Source organism: Chryseobacterium indologenes (assembly GCA_016025055.1).
Classification (GTDB): Bacteria; Bacteroidota; Bacteroidia; order Flavobacteriales; family Weeksellaceae; genus Chryseobacterium; species Chryseobacterium indologenes.
This window is the reverse complement of sequence record CP065590.1, coordinates 1,387,028-1,405,498: the sequence shown is the minus strand read 5'-3', so window position 1 is coordinate 1,405,498 and position 18,471 is coordinate 1,387,028. Positions and strand designations below refer to the sequence as shown.

Annotated in this window: 13 protein-coding genes and 2 pseudogenes; 10 read left to right on the top strand and 5 right to left on the bottom strand. The window is 36.9% G+C overall.

Annotated elements, in window-relative coordinates; translation table 11 throughout:
• Nucleotides 1–2: 2 nt before the first annotated feature.
• The 3 genes from H3Z85_06225 to lon form a co-directional block, all read right to left on the bottom strand.
• Entirely contained in the window at nucleotides 3–380 is a 378-nt protein-coding gene (locus H3Z85_06225) for a DoxX family protein (GenBank protein QPQ52991.1), read from the bottom strand.
• Between the two features lie 328 nt (nucleotides 381–708).
• Nucleotides 709–1,821 carry an AI-2E family transporter gene (locus tag H3Z85_06220; protein ID QPQ52990.1) on the bottom strand — a complete coding sequence of 371 codons (1,113 nt, stop codon included), beginning with the start codon at nucleotides 1,819–1,821 and terminating at the stop codon, nucleotides 709–711.
• Nucleotides 1,822–2,027: 206 nt separating this feature from the next.
• Nucleotides 2,028–4,433, bottom strand: coding sequence for an endopeptidase La (gene lon, locus H3Z85_06215; protein ID QPQ52989.1), 2,406 nt, complete (start codon nucleotides 4,431–4,433; stop codon nucleotides 2,028–2,030).
• A gap of 260 nt (nucleotides 4,434–4,693) precedes the next feature.
• Between lon and H3Z85_06210 the strand changes: the two genes are divergently transcribed.
• From H3Z85_06210 to serS, 10 genes and pseudogenes are all read left to right on the top strand, one after another.
• Complete coding sequence (locus tag H3Z85_06210; protein ID QPQ52988.1) at nucleotides 4,694–6,844, top strand: peptidylprolyl isomerase; 2,151 nt, start codon at nucleotides 4,694–4,696, stop codon at nucleotides 6,842–6,844.
• Nucleotides 6,845–6,974: 130 nt separating this feature from the next.
• On the top strand, nucleotides 6,975–7,925 hold the full coding sequence (locus tag H3Z85_06205; protein QPQ52987.1) for an MCE family protein: 951 nt from the start codon (nucleotides 6,975–6,977) through the stop codon (nucleotides 7,923–7,925).
• Between the two features lie 9 nt (nucleotides 7,926–7,934).
• Nucleotides 7,935–9,266: a (Fe-S)-binding protein gene (locus tag H3Z85_06200; protein QPQ52986.1), complete on the top strand. Its 1,332-nt coding sequence runs from the start codon at nucleotides 7,935–7,937 to the stop codon at nucleotides 9,264–9,266.
• A 78-nt stretch (nucleotides 9,267–9,344) separates the two neighbouring features.
• Nucleotides 9,345–10,130, top strand: a complete 786-nt coding sequence (locus H3Z85_06195) for a (Fe-S)-binding protein (protein ID QPQ52985.1) — start codon at nucleotides 9,345–9,347, stop codon at nucleotides 10,128–10,130.
• 188 nt (nucleotides 10,131–10,318) lie between these two features.
• Nucleotides 10,319–10,808, top strand: a pseudogene (locus H3Z85_06190) (hypothetical protein).
• A 95-nt stretch (nucleotides 10,809–10,903) separates the two neighbouring features.
• On the top strand, nucleotides 10,904–12,037 hold the full coding sequence (locus H3Z85_06185) for a glycosyltransferase (GenBank protein QPQ52984.1): 1,134 nt from the start codon (nucleotides 10,904–10,906) through the stop codon (nucleotides 12,035–12,037).
• A gap of 5 nt (nucleotides 12,038–12,042) precedes the next feature.
• On the top strand, nucleotides 12,043–13,296 hold the full coding sequence (locus H3Z85_06180; GenBank protein ID QPQ52983.1) for a polysaccharide biosynthesis C-terminal domain-containing protein: 1,254 nt from the start codon (nucleotides 12,043–12,045) through the stop codon (nucleotides 13,294–13,296).
• Between the two features lie 62 nt (nucleotides 13,297–13,358).
• Nucleotides 13,359–15,257 carry an asparagine synthase (glutamine-hydrolyzing) gene (gene asnB / locus H3Z85_06175; GenBank protein ID QPQ52982.1) on the top strand — a complete coding sequence of 633 codons (1,899 nt, stop codon included), beginning with the start codon at nucleotides 13,359–13,361 and terminating at the stop codon, nucleotides 15,255–15,257.
• Between the two features lie 38 nt (nucleotides 15,258–15,295).
• Nucleotides 15,296–15,814, top strand: coding sequence for a hypothetical protein (locus H3Z85_06170; protein ID QPQ52981.1), 519 nt, complete (start codon nucleotides 15,296–15,298; stop codon nucleotides 15,812–15,814).
• A gap of 65 nt (nucleotides 15,815–15,879) precedes the next feature.
• Nucleotides 15,880–17,147, top strand: a pseudogene (gene serS / locus H3Z85_06165) (serine--tRNA ligase).
• A gap of 120 nt (nucleotides 17,148–17,267) precedes the next feature.
• Here the strand turns inward: serS and H3Z85_06160 are convergent.
• Together H3Z85_06160 and H3Z85_06155 are read right to left on the bottom strand one after the other, a co-directional pair.
• A complete protein-coding gene (locus H3Z85_06160; protein ID QPQ52980.1) occupies nucleotides 17,268–18,026 on the bottom strand; it encodes a sulfite exporter TauE/SafE family protein in 759 nt (252 codons plus the stop codon).
• The gene (locus tag H3Z85_06155) at nucleotides 18,017–18,469 is read right to left on the bottom strand and encodes a FixH family protein (GenBank protein ID QPQ52979.1); all 453 of its coding nucleotides are present in this window, start codon (nucleotides 18,467–18,469) and stop codon (nucleotides 18,017–18,019) included. Before H3Z85_06155 ends, H3Z85_06160 begins: the two co-directional genes overlap by 10 nt.
• Nucleotides 18,470–18,471 lie beyond the last annotated feature (2 nt).

Sequence of the window (18,471 nt, the reverse complement as noted above, 5' to 3'; positions counted from 1 at the left end):
TATTAACTCACCAGTTTTTTATATTTCTCTCTATTGTCAATAATCATCCAGATATTGATCAGGAAAAGTACGGAAGAAATACTAATTCCGGTTGAGGAAGGATCTCTGTAAAGGTTATGAATCAGGATTCCAACCATAACCGGTAAAATAATGATGGCTCCCAATGCTCTTGTCTTCGGAAAGATAAATAATAATCCTCCGATAATTTCTACGACTCCCACCAAGGGCAGCAGCCAGCCGATTTCACCGAATGCAGCATACAATTTCATTTGGGCATCCGTGAGTTTAGGAGCCGGATTGTAGTGAAGGAACTTGTCTAGCCCGGCATTGATAAACATAAGTCCGAAAAGCAGGCAAAGAATGAATTTTACGATTTTCATAATTAAATATTTTACATCAAATGTATGATAAAAATGAAATATATTTATTTAATTTAATAAAAAAATATGCGGTTGTTGTAAATATATGGTTAATAATGATTTTGGTGTAATTCCATTTTGTGTTGGTGAATGATTTTTTAAGAGTGATAAGAGTGACGGGGGCGCGAAACCAGCTAAGGAATACTATATGAATTTTTCATAATAATAAAAAAAGACAGGCTTGGAAAAGGCAGTCTTTTTATATAAACTCTTAATTAATCAGAACCGATGATTATATGATAGATTGTGATTTATCATTATTCATCATTCATCATTGATTATCTATGTTTTAGTCCATTTCTTTTAAGGTAATATTCTTCGAAATTTTATAACTTTTTTTCTTTTTATAAGGTTTTTCTTCTTCTCCCAGTAATTTTCCCCAAGGTTTTAAATCATCAACTCTTTCACAGATGATTTTAATGATCGCAATGGCCGGAATACAAAGAAACATTCCAGCAATACCCCAAAGGTGTTCTCCTAAAAGGATTCCTATAAAAGAAAACAGTGCATTAATTTTTACTCTTGATCCCACTACAAACGGAAGGATAATATTTCCGTCAACAGCATGAATGCCAATATATCCGATGGCTACATAAATACACGTGGATGGAGTAGCAGTGGCAAAAGCGATAAAGCACGAAATAATAAGCGACATGAAAATTCCCAAATAAGGAATCACATTTAGTAAACCAGTTAAAACCCCTAAAAGGATGGCGTACTTTACCCCTAAGATAGTGAGAACTGTAGCGGTAAGAATGGATACTATAATAACCTGAAGACAAAGCCCGAAGATATACTTCTTGGTCATAATACGGATTTCAGTTACCGCCTCCTGTACGCTTGCTTTGTGTCTTTCATTGAAAACAGTCACTATAAAATTATTCAGCAATCTTCTGTAATTAAGAATGAAGATAAAAAACAAAGTGAAAAAAAGAATAAAGCCGAACCCCGTTGAGAATATCCCAAACGTAAATCCTAAAATAGCCCCCGAAGAAGACAGGAGTTTATTAAGCCCCTGATTAATATAATCTACCTGTTCATCAACTTTAACATTAAATGTTTTGGATACCCAATGCTGAAGATTATTGAAAACGGTTGTAAACTGTTCTTTAAGATGAGGAATATCCTTACTGAAATCCGAAAGTTGCGTCGTAAAGAAATAAATAATCCCGCTTAAAATGACCAACATGATAAAAACTGAAGTCATTGTGGATACAGACCTTGGAAACCTCAGTTTTCTTTCCATGAAAGTGGCTGCCGGTAAAAAAAGCATGGCCATAAGGAATGCAAAGAAGAACGGAGCTATAATTGTCTGTTCCAGTACTAAAAGGTAACCAATAGCAATGATGGAAATAACCACCAATGTAAGTTTAACCAGAAAAGGGAGTCTAAGAAAATTCATAATCTGAAATGTGCAGTGTGGAATAAAAATAAGAAATCCCTTCTGAATTGAAAAATTTTTAACTCAATTAGGGTATATTTTTCCGGTATTATATCAAATTTTATTCCACCTGAGCATAAATAGGAATATTTTATCCAAAAGCAGAAACCCGTCCCGGTTACCGGGACGGGTTTCTTTATTGAGAAGTTAATATGTTATAAATTGTTTTATTTTTCAATGGCAATATCAATGACTTCTTCCATTCTGTTGACATAATGTACTTTCAGATTTTTTAAATAATCTTTTTTGATTTCTTCTACATCCTTTCTGTTGGCCTCACAAAGAATTACATCCTTAATACCGGCTCTTGTTGCGGCAAGAAGTTTTTCTTTAATACCGCCTACAGGAAGTACTTTCCCCCTCAAAGTGATTTCTCCCGTCATGGCAAGGTGAGGTTTGATTTTTTTATTTTTAAAAGAAGAAACAATAGAAGTCAACATCGCAATACCTGCTGATGGGCCATCTTTTGGAGTTGCTCCCTCAGGAACGTGTACGTGAATGTTTTTCTTATCCAGATCTTCCTGCGCAATGCCCAGTTCATCATGTCTGGCTTTAATATACTCTAAAGCAATTGTTGCCGACTCCTTCATTACTGTTCCGAGGTTACCGGTCATTGTTAATGATCCTTTACCATTGCTAAGAATACTTTCAATATAAAGAATATCTCCACCAACGCTGGTCCAGGCTAAACCTGTTACTACTCCTGGAACTCCCGTAATTTCAGATAAACTTTTCGGTCTCGGAACTCCAAGAATTTCGTCTACTTTTTCCAGCGAAATTTTTGGATCGTAGTCTTTTACCAAAGCCGTTTGTAAAGCTACCCATCTCGCAATAGAAGCAATTCTCTTTTCTAAAGTTCTTACTCCGCTTTCCGAAGTATGTGCTTCAATAATGTGCTTAAGTTCAGCATTCCCGAGCTTGAATGATTTGGTATCGAGGCCGTTTTCTTCCTGCTGTTTCTTAATTAAATGTCTTTTGGCGATCTCAATCTTTTCCTCTAAAGTGTATCCTGCAATCTGAATAATTTCAGTTCTGTCTAAAAGAGGAGTTTGTATCGTTGACAATGAATTGGCAGTGGCAATAAACATTACTTTTGATAGGTCGTAGCCCATCTCAAGGAAGTTATCATAAAAAGACTTATTTTGTTCAGGATCAAGAACTTCTAAAAGTGCTGAGCTCGGATCTCCATGAATTCCTTGGGAAATTTTATCAAGCTCATCCAGAACAATTACAGGATTGGAAGTGCCTGCTTTTTTAATAGACTGCAGAATTCTTCCGGCCATAGCACCTATATAGGTTTTTCTGTGTCCACGGATCTCACTTTCATCATGAAGCCCGCCCAAAGATAATCTAAAATATTTTCTTCCTAAAGCATCAGCAATAGACTTTCCAAGAGAAGTTTTTCCTACTCCCGGAGGCCCTACCAATAATAGAATAGGAGATTTCATGTTGTTTTTCAATTTTAAAACAGCCATATGCTCCAAAATCCTTTTCTTGATATCCTCAAGTCCGAAATGAGCTTTGTCTAAAACTTTTTCAGCTTTTGCGATATCAAAAATATCTTTTGTATACGTTTCCCAAGGCAGATCTGTAAAGAAATCAAGATAATTTCTTTGTACATTATAATCCGGGGAATTAGGGTTCTGACGCTGTAGCCTGTTGATTTCCTTCTGGAAATGTTCCTCTACCTCACGGCTCCATTTTTTAGTTTTTGCTTTGGCAATAAAATCCTCAACATCACTTTCAGGACCGCCTCCAAGTTCTTCCTGGATCGTTCTGATCTGCTGATTCAGAAAGTATTCTCTCTGTTGCTTATCAAGGTCTTTTGATGTTTTCTGATGAATCTGGTTTCTTAATTCAAGCTTTCTGAAATCCTCATGCATCATTTCGTAGCACTTATTAGCCCTTTCCATCAGGCTTTTTTCCTCAAGCAGCTTTTGCTTTTCCAAAGATGGGAAATTGGCATTCGTGCAGATGAAATTAAGAAGGTCATCGTTGTTATTGATGTTCTTGATCGCAAAATTGGCTGCATTAGGAATATTCGGATCCAGCTCGATAATTTTAAGGGCCAGTTCCTTGATGTTTTCCAGTAATGCTTCGTATTCTTCCTGGTTTTTTGGTCTCGAATCCTTTAATTTTGAAATTTCAGCTTTGAAATAGGGCTGGTTATCAAGGATTCTTTTGATCTTAAATCTGTGAAATCCTTTTGTAATAGCCGTTATATTGCCTTCCGGAAGCTTAATGATCTTAATGATCTTTGCTAAAGTACCGGTAGTATAAATATCTTTTTCTGTAGGTTGTTCCAGATCTGAATTTTTCTGGCTTACAATTCCTATGAAATCTCCGTTTTTCTGGGCTTCTTCAAGAAGCTGTATTGATGTTTTTCTTCCTGCTGTAATAGGAATTACCACATTGGGAAACATGACCATATTTCTTACAGGAAGTATAGGGAATATTTTCTGTTCGGAATTTTTATCAGTTTCCGCAAAATCGGAAAGATTGATTTCCTCAGTTACGATGTCAAATCCGTCGCTGATCATTTCCTCTAAACTAATATCTTCAAATTCTGTCATAATTAATCGAATGACAAATTGTCATTTTCGTTTTTAATCGTTAAAGTGATTTTTTATAATATGCCCTGAAAACGTGTAGCATATTATAATGTCTTAGATTGCACAATACTTATGCCATTTGTTTTTTGCTAAAAAATATGGTCAAAATTTCCTTTTTTTAATAATCTTTGAGATTAAAAAGCAAAATAAAGAACTTCTGCTTCTGTAATTTCTTAAAAATGTGTATTTTCGCAAACTGATAAAAAACTATAATTTATAAAATGGCAATTTTAGGACAGATTAGGAGTAAGCCTTGGCTTTTAATGGGAGTAATAGCCTTAGCGCTTTTGGCGTTTTTGGTGAACCCCGATAGTATCGACAAGGTTTTTGGTAAAAATCCTGACGTTTTAGGAAAAGTAAACGGTGAGAAAATCACCCGCGAAGAGTTCAATGATCAGCTTTTCGTGTTGCAGCAACAGGCTGAGCAACAGGGTCGTCCGAAAAACGGTCTTGAAGAGCAGGCGTGGCAGTTACTTGTACAATCTAAACTTATCAAGCAACAATTTGAGAAATTGGGCTTTGAAATGACGGATGATTATTTCTGGAGTCAGATCCAGTATGATCAAATGTTTGCTCAGAATCAACAGTTCTTTGATGAGAAAGGTAATTTTAAAACTCAAGAGCTAAAGAAAGAAATTGAAACATTAAAAAATACCAATCCTCAAGGATATACTCAATGGTTGAAGACAAGAAAGACTATTGAATACAGATTGATGGCAAGACAGGTATTTACCAATATTTCAGCAGGGATTACAACAGGTAAAAAAGAAGCTGAAGAGATGATGAAGGAGAGAGATCAGCTTGCTGATATCGACTTTGTAAAGGTTGATTATGCGGCATATCTTCAAAAAACTAAAATTAACGTTAGTACAGAAGATCTTGCCAATTACATCAAACAGCACCCTGTAATGTTTAAAGCTGAGCCAAGCAGAAATCTTGGTATTGTATATTTCCCTTCTAAGCCAAGTGCAGCAGATGATGCAGCAGCGATGAAAGAAATTACAAAATTATACTCAGGAGGTACAGACGCTAGCGGAGGTACAGAAAATTTCCAGAACACGAAGAATGATTCGATGTTTGTAATGGCTAATTCTGATATGCCTTTCAACCCCCAGTATGTAAAGCCTACCCAATTGCCTGCAACGATACAAGGTCAGATCGCAACCGCTGCTATCGGACAGACTTTTGGTCCTTACAAAGAACAAAACTTCTATGTAGTTTCTAAACTGGTAGGTAAAAAGACTTCTGATTCTACATTATCAAGACACATCCTGATTGCTTTCAAAGGAAGCCCTGCAGGAGAAGGAGTAACAAGATCCAAAGAGCAGGCTAAGAAATTGGCAGACTCTATCGGGGCTATCGTAAAAGCTACTCCTGCTAAATTTACAGAATTCCTGAAACTTTCAAGTGATCCGAACTCTGCAGCACAAGGTGGTAGTCTTGGTTGGACAACTCCGGAAACGCCGTTTGTTCCTGAGTTCCTAACTTACCTTGCCAACAACCCTAAAGGTGCTACCGGCGTAGTGGAAACTCAGTTTGGTTATCATATCATCAATATTGAGGATAAAAAATCCGGATCAATGGGTTATAAGGTGGCAAATCTTATCAAAGAAATCAAACCTTCTGATGCTACAGAAGCTGAAACGGATAAGAATGCAAGAAAATTCATTCAGCAGGTTCAGGGTAAATCTTTCAACGATTTTGTGAATATTGCTAAGAAAGGAAATTACCAGTTCTCTAATCCGAAGATGGCAAAGAGATTTGACGGTCAGCTTCAAGGTTTAGGAACAGAAAAAGACGGAGATATTTTAGCCTGGGCTTTCGATAAGAAAAGATCTAAAGGTGATACCGAGTTCTTCACAGTAGACGGAACAGGTGATAAAATTATAGTATACCTTAATGGAAAACAGGACGCAGGTCTTGCTGATCCGGAATCTGTAAGAGATCAGATTGAAGTTATTGTTAAAAATAAATTAGCTGCAAAACAAATCTCTGATAAGATTGCAGGAGCAAAAGCTTCCAACTTAGATCAGATTGCTAAACTATTTGCTGCTACAAAACAAAGTGCTCAGGTAAATCTATTGAATCCTTCAGTTGCAGGAGCTATGGAACCTAAGGTTGCAGGAGCTGCATTCGGAGTAGCGAAAGGTAAACTTTCCAATCCGGTTGAAGGAGGAACAGGAGTATATGTTCTGATCAAAAAATCAGAAACTATAAACAAACAGCCTGGTGACCTTAAGCAGTTTACGGAATCTATTACTCAAAGAAATGCGGGTATGTTCGGACAGGCTTGGATGAAGAGTCTTCAGGACAATGCAGACATCCAGGACTACAGAATTGAGATCTGGAATAAAGTTGGAAATCAACAATAATCAGAAATTTATTTCAATAATATAAAAGCGACAAATTATTTTGTCGCTTTTTTTGTATTTAACGCAGAACAATATCGGGAAAGATTTATTTAAAATGTACTATATTTGCTTATTAGAAAAAAATTAGCAAGTGAAGTTCAGTAAAGAATTAAAAGCTGGTGTGATCGCACTTTTAGCTATTGTAGGCTTTGTAGTGTTGTTTCAATTTATGAAAGGGAAAAGCCTTTTTACTACCGATAATATATTTTACGCAAAATATGATAATGTGGAGGGTCTCGCACAGTCTTCAGCCGTATCAATCAATGGATTGAAGGTGGGGCAGGTTGATAAGATCATTCCTCAGACCGCAAAAGACGGTAAAATCAGTTTTGTGGTGAAAATTACTGTCGATAACAAATTTGAATTTTCCAAAAATTCAACATTGGAAATTTTCGAACCGGGATTAATGTCCGGGAAAGAAATGAGGGTAAACCTGATGTACGGCGGAGCAACGGCAAAGGACGGGGATACTCTGAAAGGAGCTTTCAAACTAGGAACACTGGGAAGCCTTTCTTCTCAGGTAGGTCCTGTAAAAGACCAGTTACAAGTTGTTTTGCACAGAGTAGACTCTCTGATGGCAAATGCCAACCTGTTGGTAGATGCACAAAATAGAGCCGAAGTCAAAGCTTTATTATCAAACCTTAACAAAACAGTGGGTGCGTTGCAGACTACTGCCGGAAACGTAAATAATCTGGTAGGACACAATGATCCTAAACTTCAGAAAGTATTGGACGACGCAAGCCTAACAATGCAAAGCGGAAAGGTAACACTGGATAAATACGGAAATCTTGCTCAAAGTATCGATACGAAACAATTGAATGCTACCATTGCCAATTTAGATGCTACAGTCGGAAAACTGAATCAGGTAGTTGGTGGTATAGATAGAGGTGAGGGAAGTTTAGGTAAACTGATGAAGGATGAGCAACTTTATAATAATCTTAATACAGCGTCTTCCAATCTGAACTCACTGATTGAAGATATGAAAGCACACCCTAAGAGATATATTAATTTCTCAGTTTTCGGTAAAAACAATAAAGACTAATACGCCCTTATGCAGTACATCGATAACATTATTTTCCTTATTTTATTAGTGGCCGGATTTGGATTGTTTGCCAAAAGCCTTCAGAAGATCTATAGAAATATAAGATTAGGTCACGAAATCAAAAGAAACGACAGACAATCTGAGCGCTGGAGTACCATGGCAAGAGTAGCTATGGGACAGAGCAAAATGGTAAAACGTCCTGTTGCAGGGATTTTACACGTTTTTGTGTACGTAGGTTTTATCATTATTAATATTGAACTGGTAGAAATCATTGTAGACGGATTGTTTGGAACACATCGTTTTCTTGCCTCCGTTTTCGGTGAGAGCTTTTATAGTTTCTTTACCGCAACATTAGAAGTTTTAGCACTTCTTGTCGTTATCGGTGTAGTCGTATTTTTCATCAGAAGAAACTTTTATGGTGTCAAGAGATTGACTATGAAAGAACTTTTCGGATGGCCAAAACATGATGCAAACTGGATTCTTATCATCGAATTTGCCTTAATGATGGCTTTCTTTAAAATGAATGCTGCCGATTGGGTATTGCAACAAAGAGGTCTTCTTCATGAGCTGGGAAGTTTCCCGATCAGTTCTGCTATACTGGGCCCTATATTCAATAATTTTAGTGACGGATTCTTATTCTTCACAGAAAAAGGAGCATGGTGGTTCCACTTTGTAGGGATTCTGTTCTTCATGAATTATTTATATTATTCAAAGCACTTACATATTATCCTTGCTTTCCCAAGCACATGGTATGCTAATCTTGATAAAAAAGGCAAATTCAACAACCTTGATTCTGTAACAAAAGAAATTAAGTTGATGATGGATCCTAATGCAGATCCTTATGCCGCTCCGGCCGAAGGGGAAGCAGAGGCAGCACCTTCTAAATTTGGAGCAGAAGATATTTTTGACCTGAATCAGGTACAATTACTTAACGCGTACTCATGTACAGAATGCGGACGTTGTACTTCTGTCTGCCCGGCAAATATTACCGGCAAAAAACTTTCTCCGAGATTAATCCTGATGAAAACTAGGGACAGATTGGAAGAAGTAGGAAGAAATATTGATAAGAACGGAAAATTCGTTGATGACGGTAAAAAGTTATTGAACGATTATATCACAAAAGAAGAACTTTGGGCTTGTACAACATGTAATGCATGTACAGAAGCTTGTCCGGTGCTGCTTGATCCGCTTTCTATTATTTTTGAAATGAGAAGATTCCTCGTAATGGAACAGTCTGCGGCTCCGCAGGAACTGAATCTGATGATGACAAATGTGGAAAACAATGCTGCACCTTGGCAGTATAACCAGGCTGACCGTCTGAATTGGGCAACAGAAAACTAATGTAAATAATGTAAAGATGTAACAATCTAAAATCATGGGTAAACTGTTACATTGATATATTGATAAATTTGATTTAGAATGGATTTCAATATAAAAACAATGGCAGAATATGCTGCCGAAGGAAAAGCTCCCGAAGTTTTATTTTGGGTTGGATGTGCCGGAAGTTTCGATGACCGTGCTAAAAAAATTACGAAGGCATTTTGCAAGATATTAAATAAAATAGGCGTTGAATTCGCTGTTCTGGGACAGGAAGAAAGTTGTACAGGAGATCCTGCAAAAAGAGCAGGAAATGAATTCGTATTCCAGATGATGGCATTGACGAATATTGAGGTTCTGAATGCTTATGAGGTGAAGAAAATTGTGACGGCATGTCCGCATTGTTTCAACACCCTTAAAAATGAATATCCAAGCCTTGGAGGGCACTTTGAAGTGGTACACCATACCCAGTTCCTAAAAACCTTAATGGAAGAAGGAAGATTAAAAATTGAGGGTGGGGCTTTCAAAGGAAAGAAAATTACCTTCCATGATCCTTGTTATCTTGGCCGTGCCAATGACGAGTATGAGGCACCAAGACTATTGTTGGAAAAACTCGATGCAGAACTTGTAGAAATGAAGCGTTGCAAAACCAATGGTCTTTGTTGCGGGGCAGGAGGAGCACAGATGTTTAAAGAACCTGAAAAAGGGAATAAAGACATCAATATTGAAAGAACTGAAGAAGCTTTATCATTTGAACCTAAAGTAATTGCTACCGGATGTCCATTCTGCAATACCATGATGACGGACGGGGTAAAACACTTTAATAAAAATACAGAAGTAGCTGTAAAAGACATCGTAGAGCTTCTTGCCGAAGCTGACGATTTGTAGAGAACAGCATTTAAAAATACAAATAAAAACTCAGGCTTTTGTCTGGGTTTTTTATGTATTACAAAGTCAGGAATATTTCTTAATTTTATACTTTAATTTAATACGATGCGGAATCACCGTTAGCAAGATTTTCCGATCCGAAAGGGACGTGAAAACTGGTGGTTTGTAACAAAAATAAATGTTTGGATATGAAAATCGAAGAATCTAATATTGTAGAAACCAACGACTACAGAGTTATTATATACCCGGCTTCAAGGCCTTTTGAAACAAAAGAAGCAAAGGCTATCACCGAGAAATTATTCGATTTCCTGGCTACATGGGCTGCGCACGGGAAACCCCCTTTCTTCTTCTTTTAAAATCGAAAAGAACCAGTTTATCATAGTATGTGTAGACGAGGAAAAGGAAATGGCTTCAGGATGTAGTATAGATGCATTAGGGAAAATAATGAGAGAAATTGATGAAGAGTACCAGTTGGGACTTTTCGACAGGATGAAGGCAAGTTTTATCGAAAACGGAGAAATAAAAACATTAAAGCTTCAGGATTTCAAAAATAAATTGCGAAACGGAGAACTGGCACAAGATATCCAGGTTTTTGACTTTTCTAAAAATACCTATCTTGACTTTCTAAGCCATTTTGTATTGCCTCTGGAAAAAAGCTGGGCAGCTTCTATAAAATAAGTAGATAAGCTTATTTTGCTTATAAATCATAAAGTGGAAACGTGTTTTCCACTTTTTTGTTTTAATGTATATTTGCATACATCTCAGAAAAACTAATGCTTAAGGTACTATTTTTGACGACTTCCCATAGCTATAAAGATGATAGAATTTTTTATCATCAGGCAAGAGAACTTAGCAGGCAGGGATATGAAGTCAGGATTTGTAGTTTGTGCTCAGATTATCAGGGTGTTATTGATGGGGTTTCAATAGAAGCTTATTCCGTTTTACAAGAAAGTATTGCAATAAAAAAGCAGGTTTTTCAGAGGGTCTGTGATGCCTTTCAACCTGATTGTATAATCTGTTCTGAACCTTTGGCGGTCATTGCTGTGAAAAAGTTTGTCAAGGAACACAAGGTAAGTTGCCTCTATGACGTTACAGAATGGTATCCTGCAATGTCAATGCTTGTAGGCTATCGCTTTCCCCTCAATATTTTTCATGCGGTAAAATTCTTTCTCATTAACCTTTATGCCGGATTCTTAAGCACCCATTTTATTTTTGGGGAACAGACAAAAAAGTTCCCTCTGGCCTGGTTTTTTTGGTTTAAAAAGCACATCATTCTTCCGTATTATCCTGACCCGACTTATACCAGTGAAAATATCAAAAAACTTGAACCCGGTATGATTACCCTGTGCTATACCGGCCATATTTCAAAAGATAAAGGAATTGGAAACTTTTTTAACGCCGTTGCTCAAGTACGCCGACAACTGCCGTCATTGAAAATCAAGGTTTTAATAATCGGAGGGACACGTCAACAAAGTGATGAAGACTATTTTGCAGGATTACTGAACGAATACAATTTTGATGGTGTTGAAGTGAGGAAACCAACTTCTTTTGAACATTTTACCGAAGCATTTAGTGACGCTGATCTTTGTTTTGATCTCCGGGAGTTTAACTTTGAGAATCATCATTCGTTACCTATAAAACTGTTTTATTTTATGGCAGCGGGGAAGCCGGTGATCTATTCAAACCTAAAGGGAATACGGAAACATATGGGTAAACTTTCCTTTGGGTATCTGGTAGATCCGGGAAATGAAAAAATAATTTCAGATATTATCATAAAATATGTTAAAAATCCTCACCTTTACGAAACACATGCATTGAATGCAAAAAAGGATTTTAGAGAAAAATATAACTGGAAAATAATCAATCATTCTTTTCTTGATTTTGTGAAAAGAGCTATTGATCAATAATTGCCATGCAGCTTACCATCATTAAAACTTTCATTTCACGCTTCCTGATCTTGTTTCTAAGTTTCGGACTGGTGATTTTTTCTACCAATATGTGGGGAAGTGAAGGGAAAGGTACCATTTCTATTGTGATTGCCAATGCTGCTGCGGTAAGCTTTTTCAGCAGTATTTTCTCAGGAAGCAGTACATCTTATTTTGCTTCAAGGTTTAAGGTGGAAAAAATTCTGCTGTATGCTTATCTGTGGTCTTTATTTATTGGTCTTTTCGTTCCGTTTTTATTTAGTTTTACCTCTATTCAGAGCGAATATCTGATGTATCTTATAGGAATTTCAGTATTCTCCTCTTTACTGTCAACCAATATCGGTCTGTTTATAGGCACTCAGAATATCAGGAAGTTCAATACTTACACTGTGTTACAGCAATTGGTACACGTTGTTTTTATCATGCTGTTAGTATATGGATTTGGATACAAGGATGTATCCGTATATTTTATGGCACAGATCGGTTGCCTGGTTCTTTTATTTGTAACAAGTTTTTTTCAGATCATCAGAAAATGTAAACTCTCTGAAGTCTCATTTTCAAAAGTAGTGTCCAGAAATATGTTTGAATATGGCTGGAAAACCCAGTTGAGTGCTTTCGTACAGTTTTTAAATTACAGGTTGTCATTTTATTTTTTAGAATATTTTGAAGGAATTGCCAGTGTAGGTGTTTTTTCAATCGGAGTGACCTTTTCAGAGGCCATCTGGACCATTACCAGAAGTATTGCAGTGGTTTTATATTCAGATGTGGTCAACAGTAAAAGCAGGGAAGAATCCATTGCTAAAACTAAAGGTTCTCTAAAACTGACATTTACTTTGATGCTTGTTTTTGTGGCAGGTGTTATTATAGTTCCTTCAGAAGTGTATCTGTTCATCTTCGGGAAAGAATTCCGGGATACAAAAGAGATTATTTTCTTTTTGACGCCGGGCATTTTAGGTATTGCTGTAAGTGATATGGTGGGGCATTACTTTTCAGGAATCAGAGAGTTAAAAATCCTGAATATCAAATCCATTGTAGGTTTGGTCGTAACGGTAGTTTTCTCTTTCATTGCCATACCAAGGTGGGGAATTCTTGGAGCCTGCTTTGCTACTACCTCCTCTTATCTGGTTTCCTCATTTGTTTTATTCAGAAAATTTTACCATTCTACACCCTTTCGATGGAGAGATTATATGATTTCAAGAAAGGAAATAATGCTTTTGAAGAATAAACTTTTGAAGAAATAAACATTCGTAAAGGTTACACATAAAGACATTTCCTTATTTTTACATTCTTATAAGCTTTTATTATGTGCGGAATCTGCGGCTATTATTCATTCTATCAAAATATTTCTTCTGAAAATATTCTGGAGATGAATCAGGCAATTCAACATCGCGGTCCTGACGATGAAGGATTCTGGATCTGTAAAAACGGCCTTGGAAAATCTTTTTCCGGAGAAGATTCTACATCCGGAATTAAAAGACAATTTCCGATCCTTGGTGAAGAAATGTCTGATCTTGCTCTGGGTTTCAGAAGACTGTCTATTGTGGACCTTTCTGAAAAGGGTCACCAACCGATGCTTTCAGACGATGAACAAATCATTATTACCTTTAACGGGGAGATTTATAATTTTAAAAAGCTAAGGGAAGAGCTTGAAATTTTAGGATATTCTTTTAAAAGTACGTCCGACACCGAGGTTCTCATCAAAGCTTATCAGGAATGGGGAACTGAAATGCTGATAAAGCTCGACGGAATGTTTGCGCTATGTATCACAGACCTTATCCGTAAAAAGCTGGTTCTGGCCCGGGACAGGGTAGGAATGAAACCCCTTTTCTATCATCAGGGTGAGCACGGATTAGTATGGGCTTCAGAAATAAAGGCCATTGTAAAACATGAATTTGTAAGGGCGGAAATCAACTGGAACGGAGTATATACCAATTTCCTTTTTCAGACTACTTTAGCCCCGGAAACCTGTTTTCAACATATATTTTCATTGGAACCTGGAGCTTTCATGACTGTTGATTTAAATGATAGAACCTTCACTACGGAAAAGTTCTGGAGTTTACCGCTGAAAGTTAATAAAAGTATCACAGAGGAAGAAGCGATAAAAAAAGTCGACACATTATTATCAGAAAGTATTTCGGAACAGCTGTATGCAGATGTACCGGTTACCGTTATGATGAGTGGAGGAATAGATTCAACGTTAATTGCTTCAAAATCAAAACCTTTTAACGAAGATATTACTGCATACACCATTTCATACCAGTTTTCTGAAGAAGAAGTTAAGAATGCCTCATTGGCAGCAAAGCATTTTGAGCTTATTCATCATGTAGAAAAAGTAAGTGACAAAGAAATACTGGAGCAGCTTAAAGAAAATATCCAGCATTTTGAAGAGCCCTACAGTAGTCTTGAAGTACTGATGAATGCTGCAAAATATGCCCATGAAAATGGATGTAAGGTCGTATTGAGCGGAAACGGCGCAGATGAACTTTTCGGAGGCTACTCCCACACATTGAAGTTTAACAGATGGCTTATGATGAAAAATTTTAATTTTATCAGTCCATTGATTGTTACGAAAGGAAAATTTTCCGGAAGGGTTAAAAATTATTTTTCCCAGAATTGTATGTTCGATTTTTTCCGTCAGAGTCAAAACGGAATGAGACCGGCAGAGGCAAAGCATATTTTTCGTCCGGAAATTTATAAAGGTATAACGACCAATCTTTGCCGTTATCATTTATCAGAATCAAATAATTATTCAGGATATTTTGAATATGATATGAAATATTCTTTATCCTCACACCATGTTTTCCGTGATGATCTGAGCGCTATGAAGTATGGGGTTGAATTTCGCTATCCGTACTTAAGTAACAGTTTAATTGATTATGTGGCTTCATTACCCGAAAACATACGGTTTACCGGGAAACAGAATAAGCCTTTACTGCGGAAAACTGCGAAAAAGTATCTTCCGGAAGAAATACTGAATATGTCCAAAAGAGGTTTCTCTTTTCCCCTCCATCATTATCTTAAAAATGATCAATCAGTCAGGGATTTTGCATCAGAAAATCTTGAACGTCTTAAGAAGAGAAATTTTTTTAATCCGGATGTCATTGATGAATGGTGGTATAATCTCAAAGACGATTATGATTTTGTAAAAATCTGGCAGCTGGTTACTTTTGAGCTTTGGTATCAGAAATATTTTGAAAAATAAAGCAGCAGTCTAAAGATTAATATTTTACCTTTGTAATTATGATGAAATATTTTGTAGGTATACTTGTTGCGATCTTTGCACTTGTAAGTTGTAAAAGTGATGATGATTCTCTGCAGAGAATAGATCAGGTACTTAATATCTATATGAAAAACGCTGCCGGACAGGATCTTCTGAATCAAAAAAAGCCGGGATCCTATACCGGATATGCTGTCAATGATATTTTTGGAACCAGAGATATTTCTCCGGTAACAATTCCGCTACGGATGACCGCGGATTCTTTGTTTTATATGGAATATCTGGCAGGAGCGAAAAGAAGAAGAATGGATTCTATAAGCCCTGATAATCCGGGAACAGGCAATTCATACTTTTCCAGAATGCAGATTACCTTTACAAAAAGTACGAATGTAAATGATAACGTTACAGGAATACTGGAAGTTCAATATCGTAATACGCCCACACTGTTCCAGGTTTCCAAGGTATTATACGACGGAACAGAAATATTTTCTAAAAATGCTGATGCCCCAACTTCAATAAATACCTTTACTATCACAAAATAATTTTAAATTTGTACAATTGTTAGCTTATTTTAAGCTAAACATCTAATATTTAACATCTAAATAAAATGTTACAAGTCAATTTTTTACGCGACAATAAGGAACGCGTTTTAGAAGGTCTTAAAAAAGACAATTCAAGAATCTTGAGTTGGTAGACGAGGCTATCGCTGCTGACGATGAAAGAAAAAGAATCCAGTTTGAATTAGATTCCCAGCTTTCCGAGATCAACAAAATCTCCAAAGAAATCGGACTTTTGATGAAGGAAGGAAAGAAAGAAGAAGCGGAATCGGCAAAATCTAAAACAGCACAATATAAAGAGTCGAGTTCAGAATTGAAATCTCAGTTGGAGGTAAAAGAAACTGCTTTGCTTGATATTCTGTATCAGCTTCCTAATATTCCTAATGAATTGGTAAAAAGCGGTGCTTCAGCTGATGACAATGAAATCATTTTCCAGTCTCATACCGTAGAAGGGCTTGGTGAAGGAGCAATTCCTCACTGGGAACTGGCAAAAAAGTACAACCTTATCGATTTTGAATTAGGGGTAAAAATTGCAGGAGCCGGTTTCCCTGTTTACTTGGGGAAAGGAGCAAGATTACAAAGAGCCTTGGTGCAGTATTTCCTTGATAAAAATGTTGATAAAGGGTATACAGAAGTAAATCCTCCTCACGTTGTGAATGAGGCATCCGGATTTGGTACCGGTCAATTGCCTGACAAAGAAGGTCAGATGTATTATATCAACGAAGATAAATTATACCTGATCCCTACTGCAGAAGTTCCTGTAACCAACCTTTACCGTGATGTTTTGCTGGATGAAAAAGACCTTCCTATTAAAAATACGGCATTCTCTCAGTGTTACAGAAGGGAAGCGGGAAGCTACGGTGCCCACGTAAGAGGATTAAACCGTCTTCATCAGTTTGAAAAGGTAGAAATTGTAAGGATCGAAAAACCGGAAAATTCTTATGCTGTTCTGGAAGAAATGGTAGAGCATATCAAAGAAATTCTTACAGATCTTGAACTTCCCTTCAGAGTATTGAGACTTTGTGGCGGAGATACAGGTTTTGCATCAGCAATGACTTATGATTTTGAAGTATGGAGTGCTGCTCAGGAAATGTGGCTGGAAGTAAGTTCTGTTTCCAATTTTGAAACTTTCCAGGCCAACAGGCTGAAGTGCCGTTACAAAGCTGATGGGAAATCTCAGCTGGTTCATACCTTGAACGGTTCTGCCATGGCATTACCGAGAATCATGGCTGCATTGCTTGAAAACAATCAGACGGAGGAAGGAATTAAGCTTCCAAAGAAAATTGCAGAATATGCAAGATTTGACGTGATCAACTAAACAGAATCAACGATTTAAAATAAGTAAAAACCTCTTATCTTCTGATAGGAGGTTTTATTGTATTCCGTTATGATGATCATTTAAAGTGTATCTCGCGATATTAAAATAGTGAAGCAAGGTTTAGTGGCAGTTTGTAGAGGTATGATCGTGGCCTTCAATGTGGCAGTTGGCTCCATTATGATCCTTGGAGATGGTCATAGCTTCTGCTTTCGGAGAAACGTAAGGAATCCCTAGTTCCAGGCCCCGGAGAATAAACAGTCCTCCCAGGATAATCATGATCACAGGAACTGCTTTTAAAATCTTGATTCTAAAAGCCTGATTCATGAGGTTTCCGACCAAAACAACAGCAAACATGAACGGAAGGGTTCCTAACCCAAATAAAGCCATATATAGAGCTCCCTGCCATATTCCTCCGCTCGCAAGGCTGGCAGTAAGTGCCATATAAACCATACCACATGGAAGAAATCCGTTCAGAATACCTGTCGAGAATCTTGAACGGTAATCTGCTTTTTGAAGTAATCTGCCTAAATTTGATTTTACTGAATATAAAAATTTAGAAAGAAAAGGAATTTTTGAAGCAAAATCTTTTCCTCCAAATGAAAATACCGCCATAATAATAAGCAGAACACCTGCAGTAATGGTCAGGTATTTTTGAAATCCTGCCATTTCAAATCCCTGTCCGATGATACCCAACAATGCACCTAGCAAAGAATAGGTAAAAATTCTTCCCAATTGATAGGTCAGGTTCTGAAGGTAGAAATTGGCCGCCTGTTTCTTGGTCAATCCCATCGATAAAGCAATAGGACCACACATTCCGATACAGTGAAAACCGGAAGCGAAGCCCAAGGCAATAGCCGATACCACAAGTCCTATTTCCATATCACATCATAGTCTATTCTGTATTCTGTTTTATCTTTTGTCCAGTTCAGTCTCAAAGTATAATTTCCCATTTTTAATACCTGTGCGGGAATGGTAAAAGACTGCTGTGCATCAAGCTGTACAGATTTTTTGATATCTAAATTCTGGTCGTCGGTTCTGTTTAAAACAAATTTTACCGTAGTATTTGAGTTATTATATTCTTTTGGAAAAGTGATTTTAATTCCGTTCGTATTCTGGCTGTACACAGGTTTTTCCTGAAGGTCATCTGCTCTTTTTTTAGCATCAATGACATCCTGGTACTTCAGTTCTTCCTCATAATAGTTATCAGTTACCATTTCAGAGTTTTTCTGCCCGTTTGGGAAAAGAAACATCATTGAAAGTATAAAAACTATAAATGCAAATAATGCAAGTACAACACCGTGTCCCCAACTAAAGTTCTTCATCT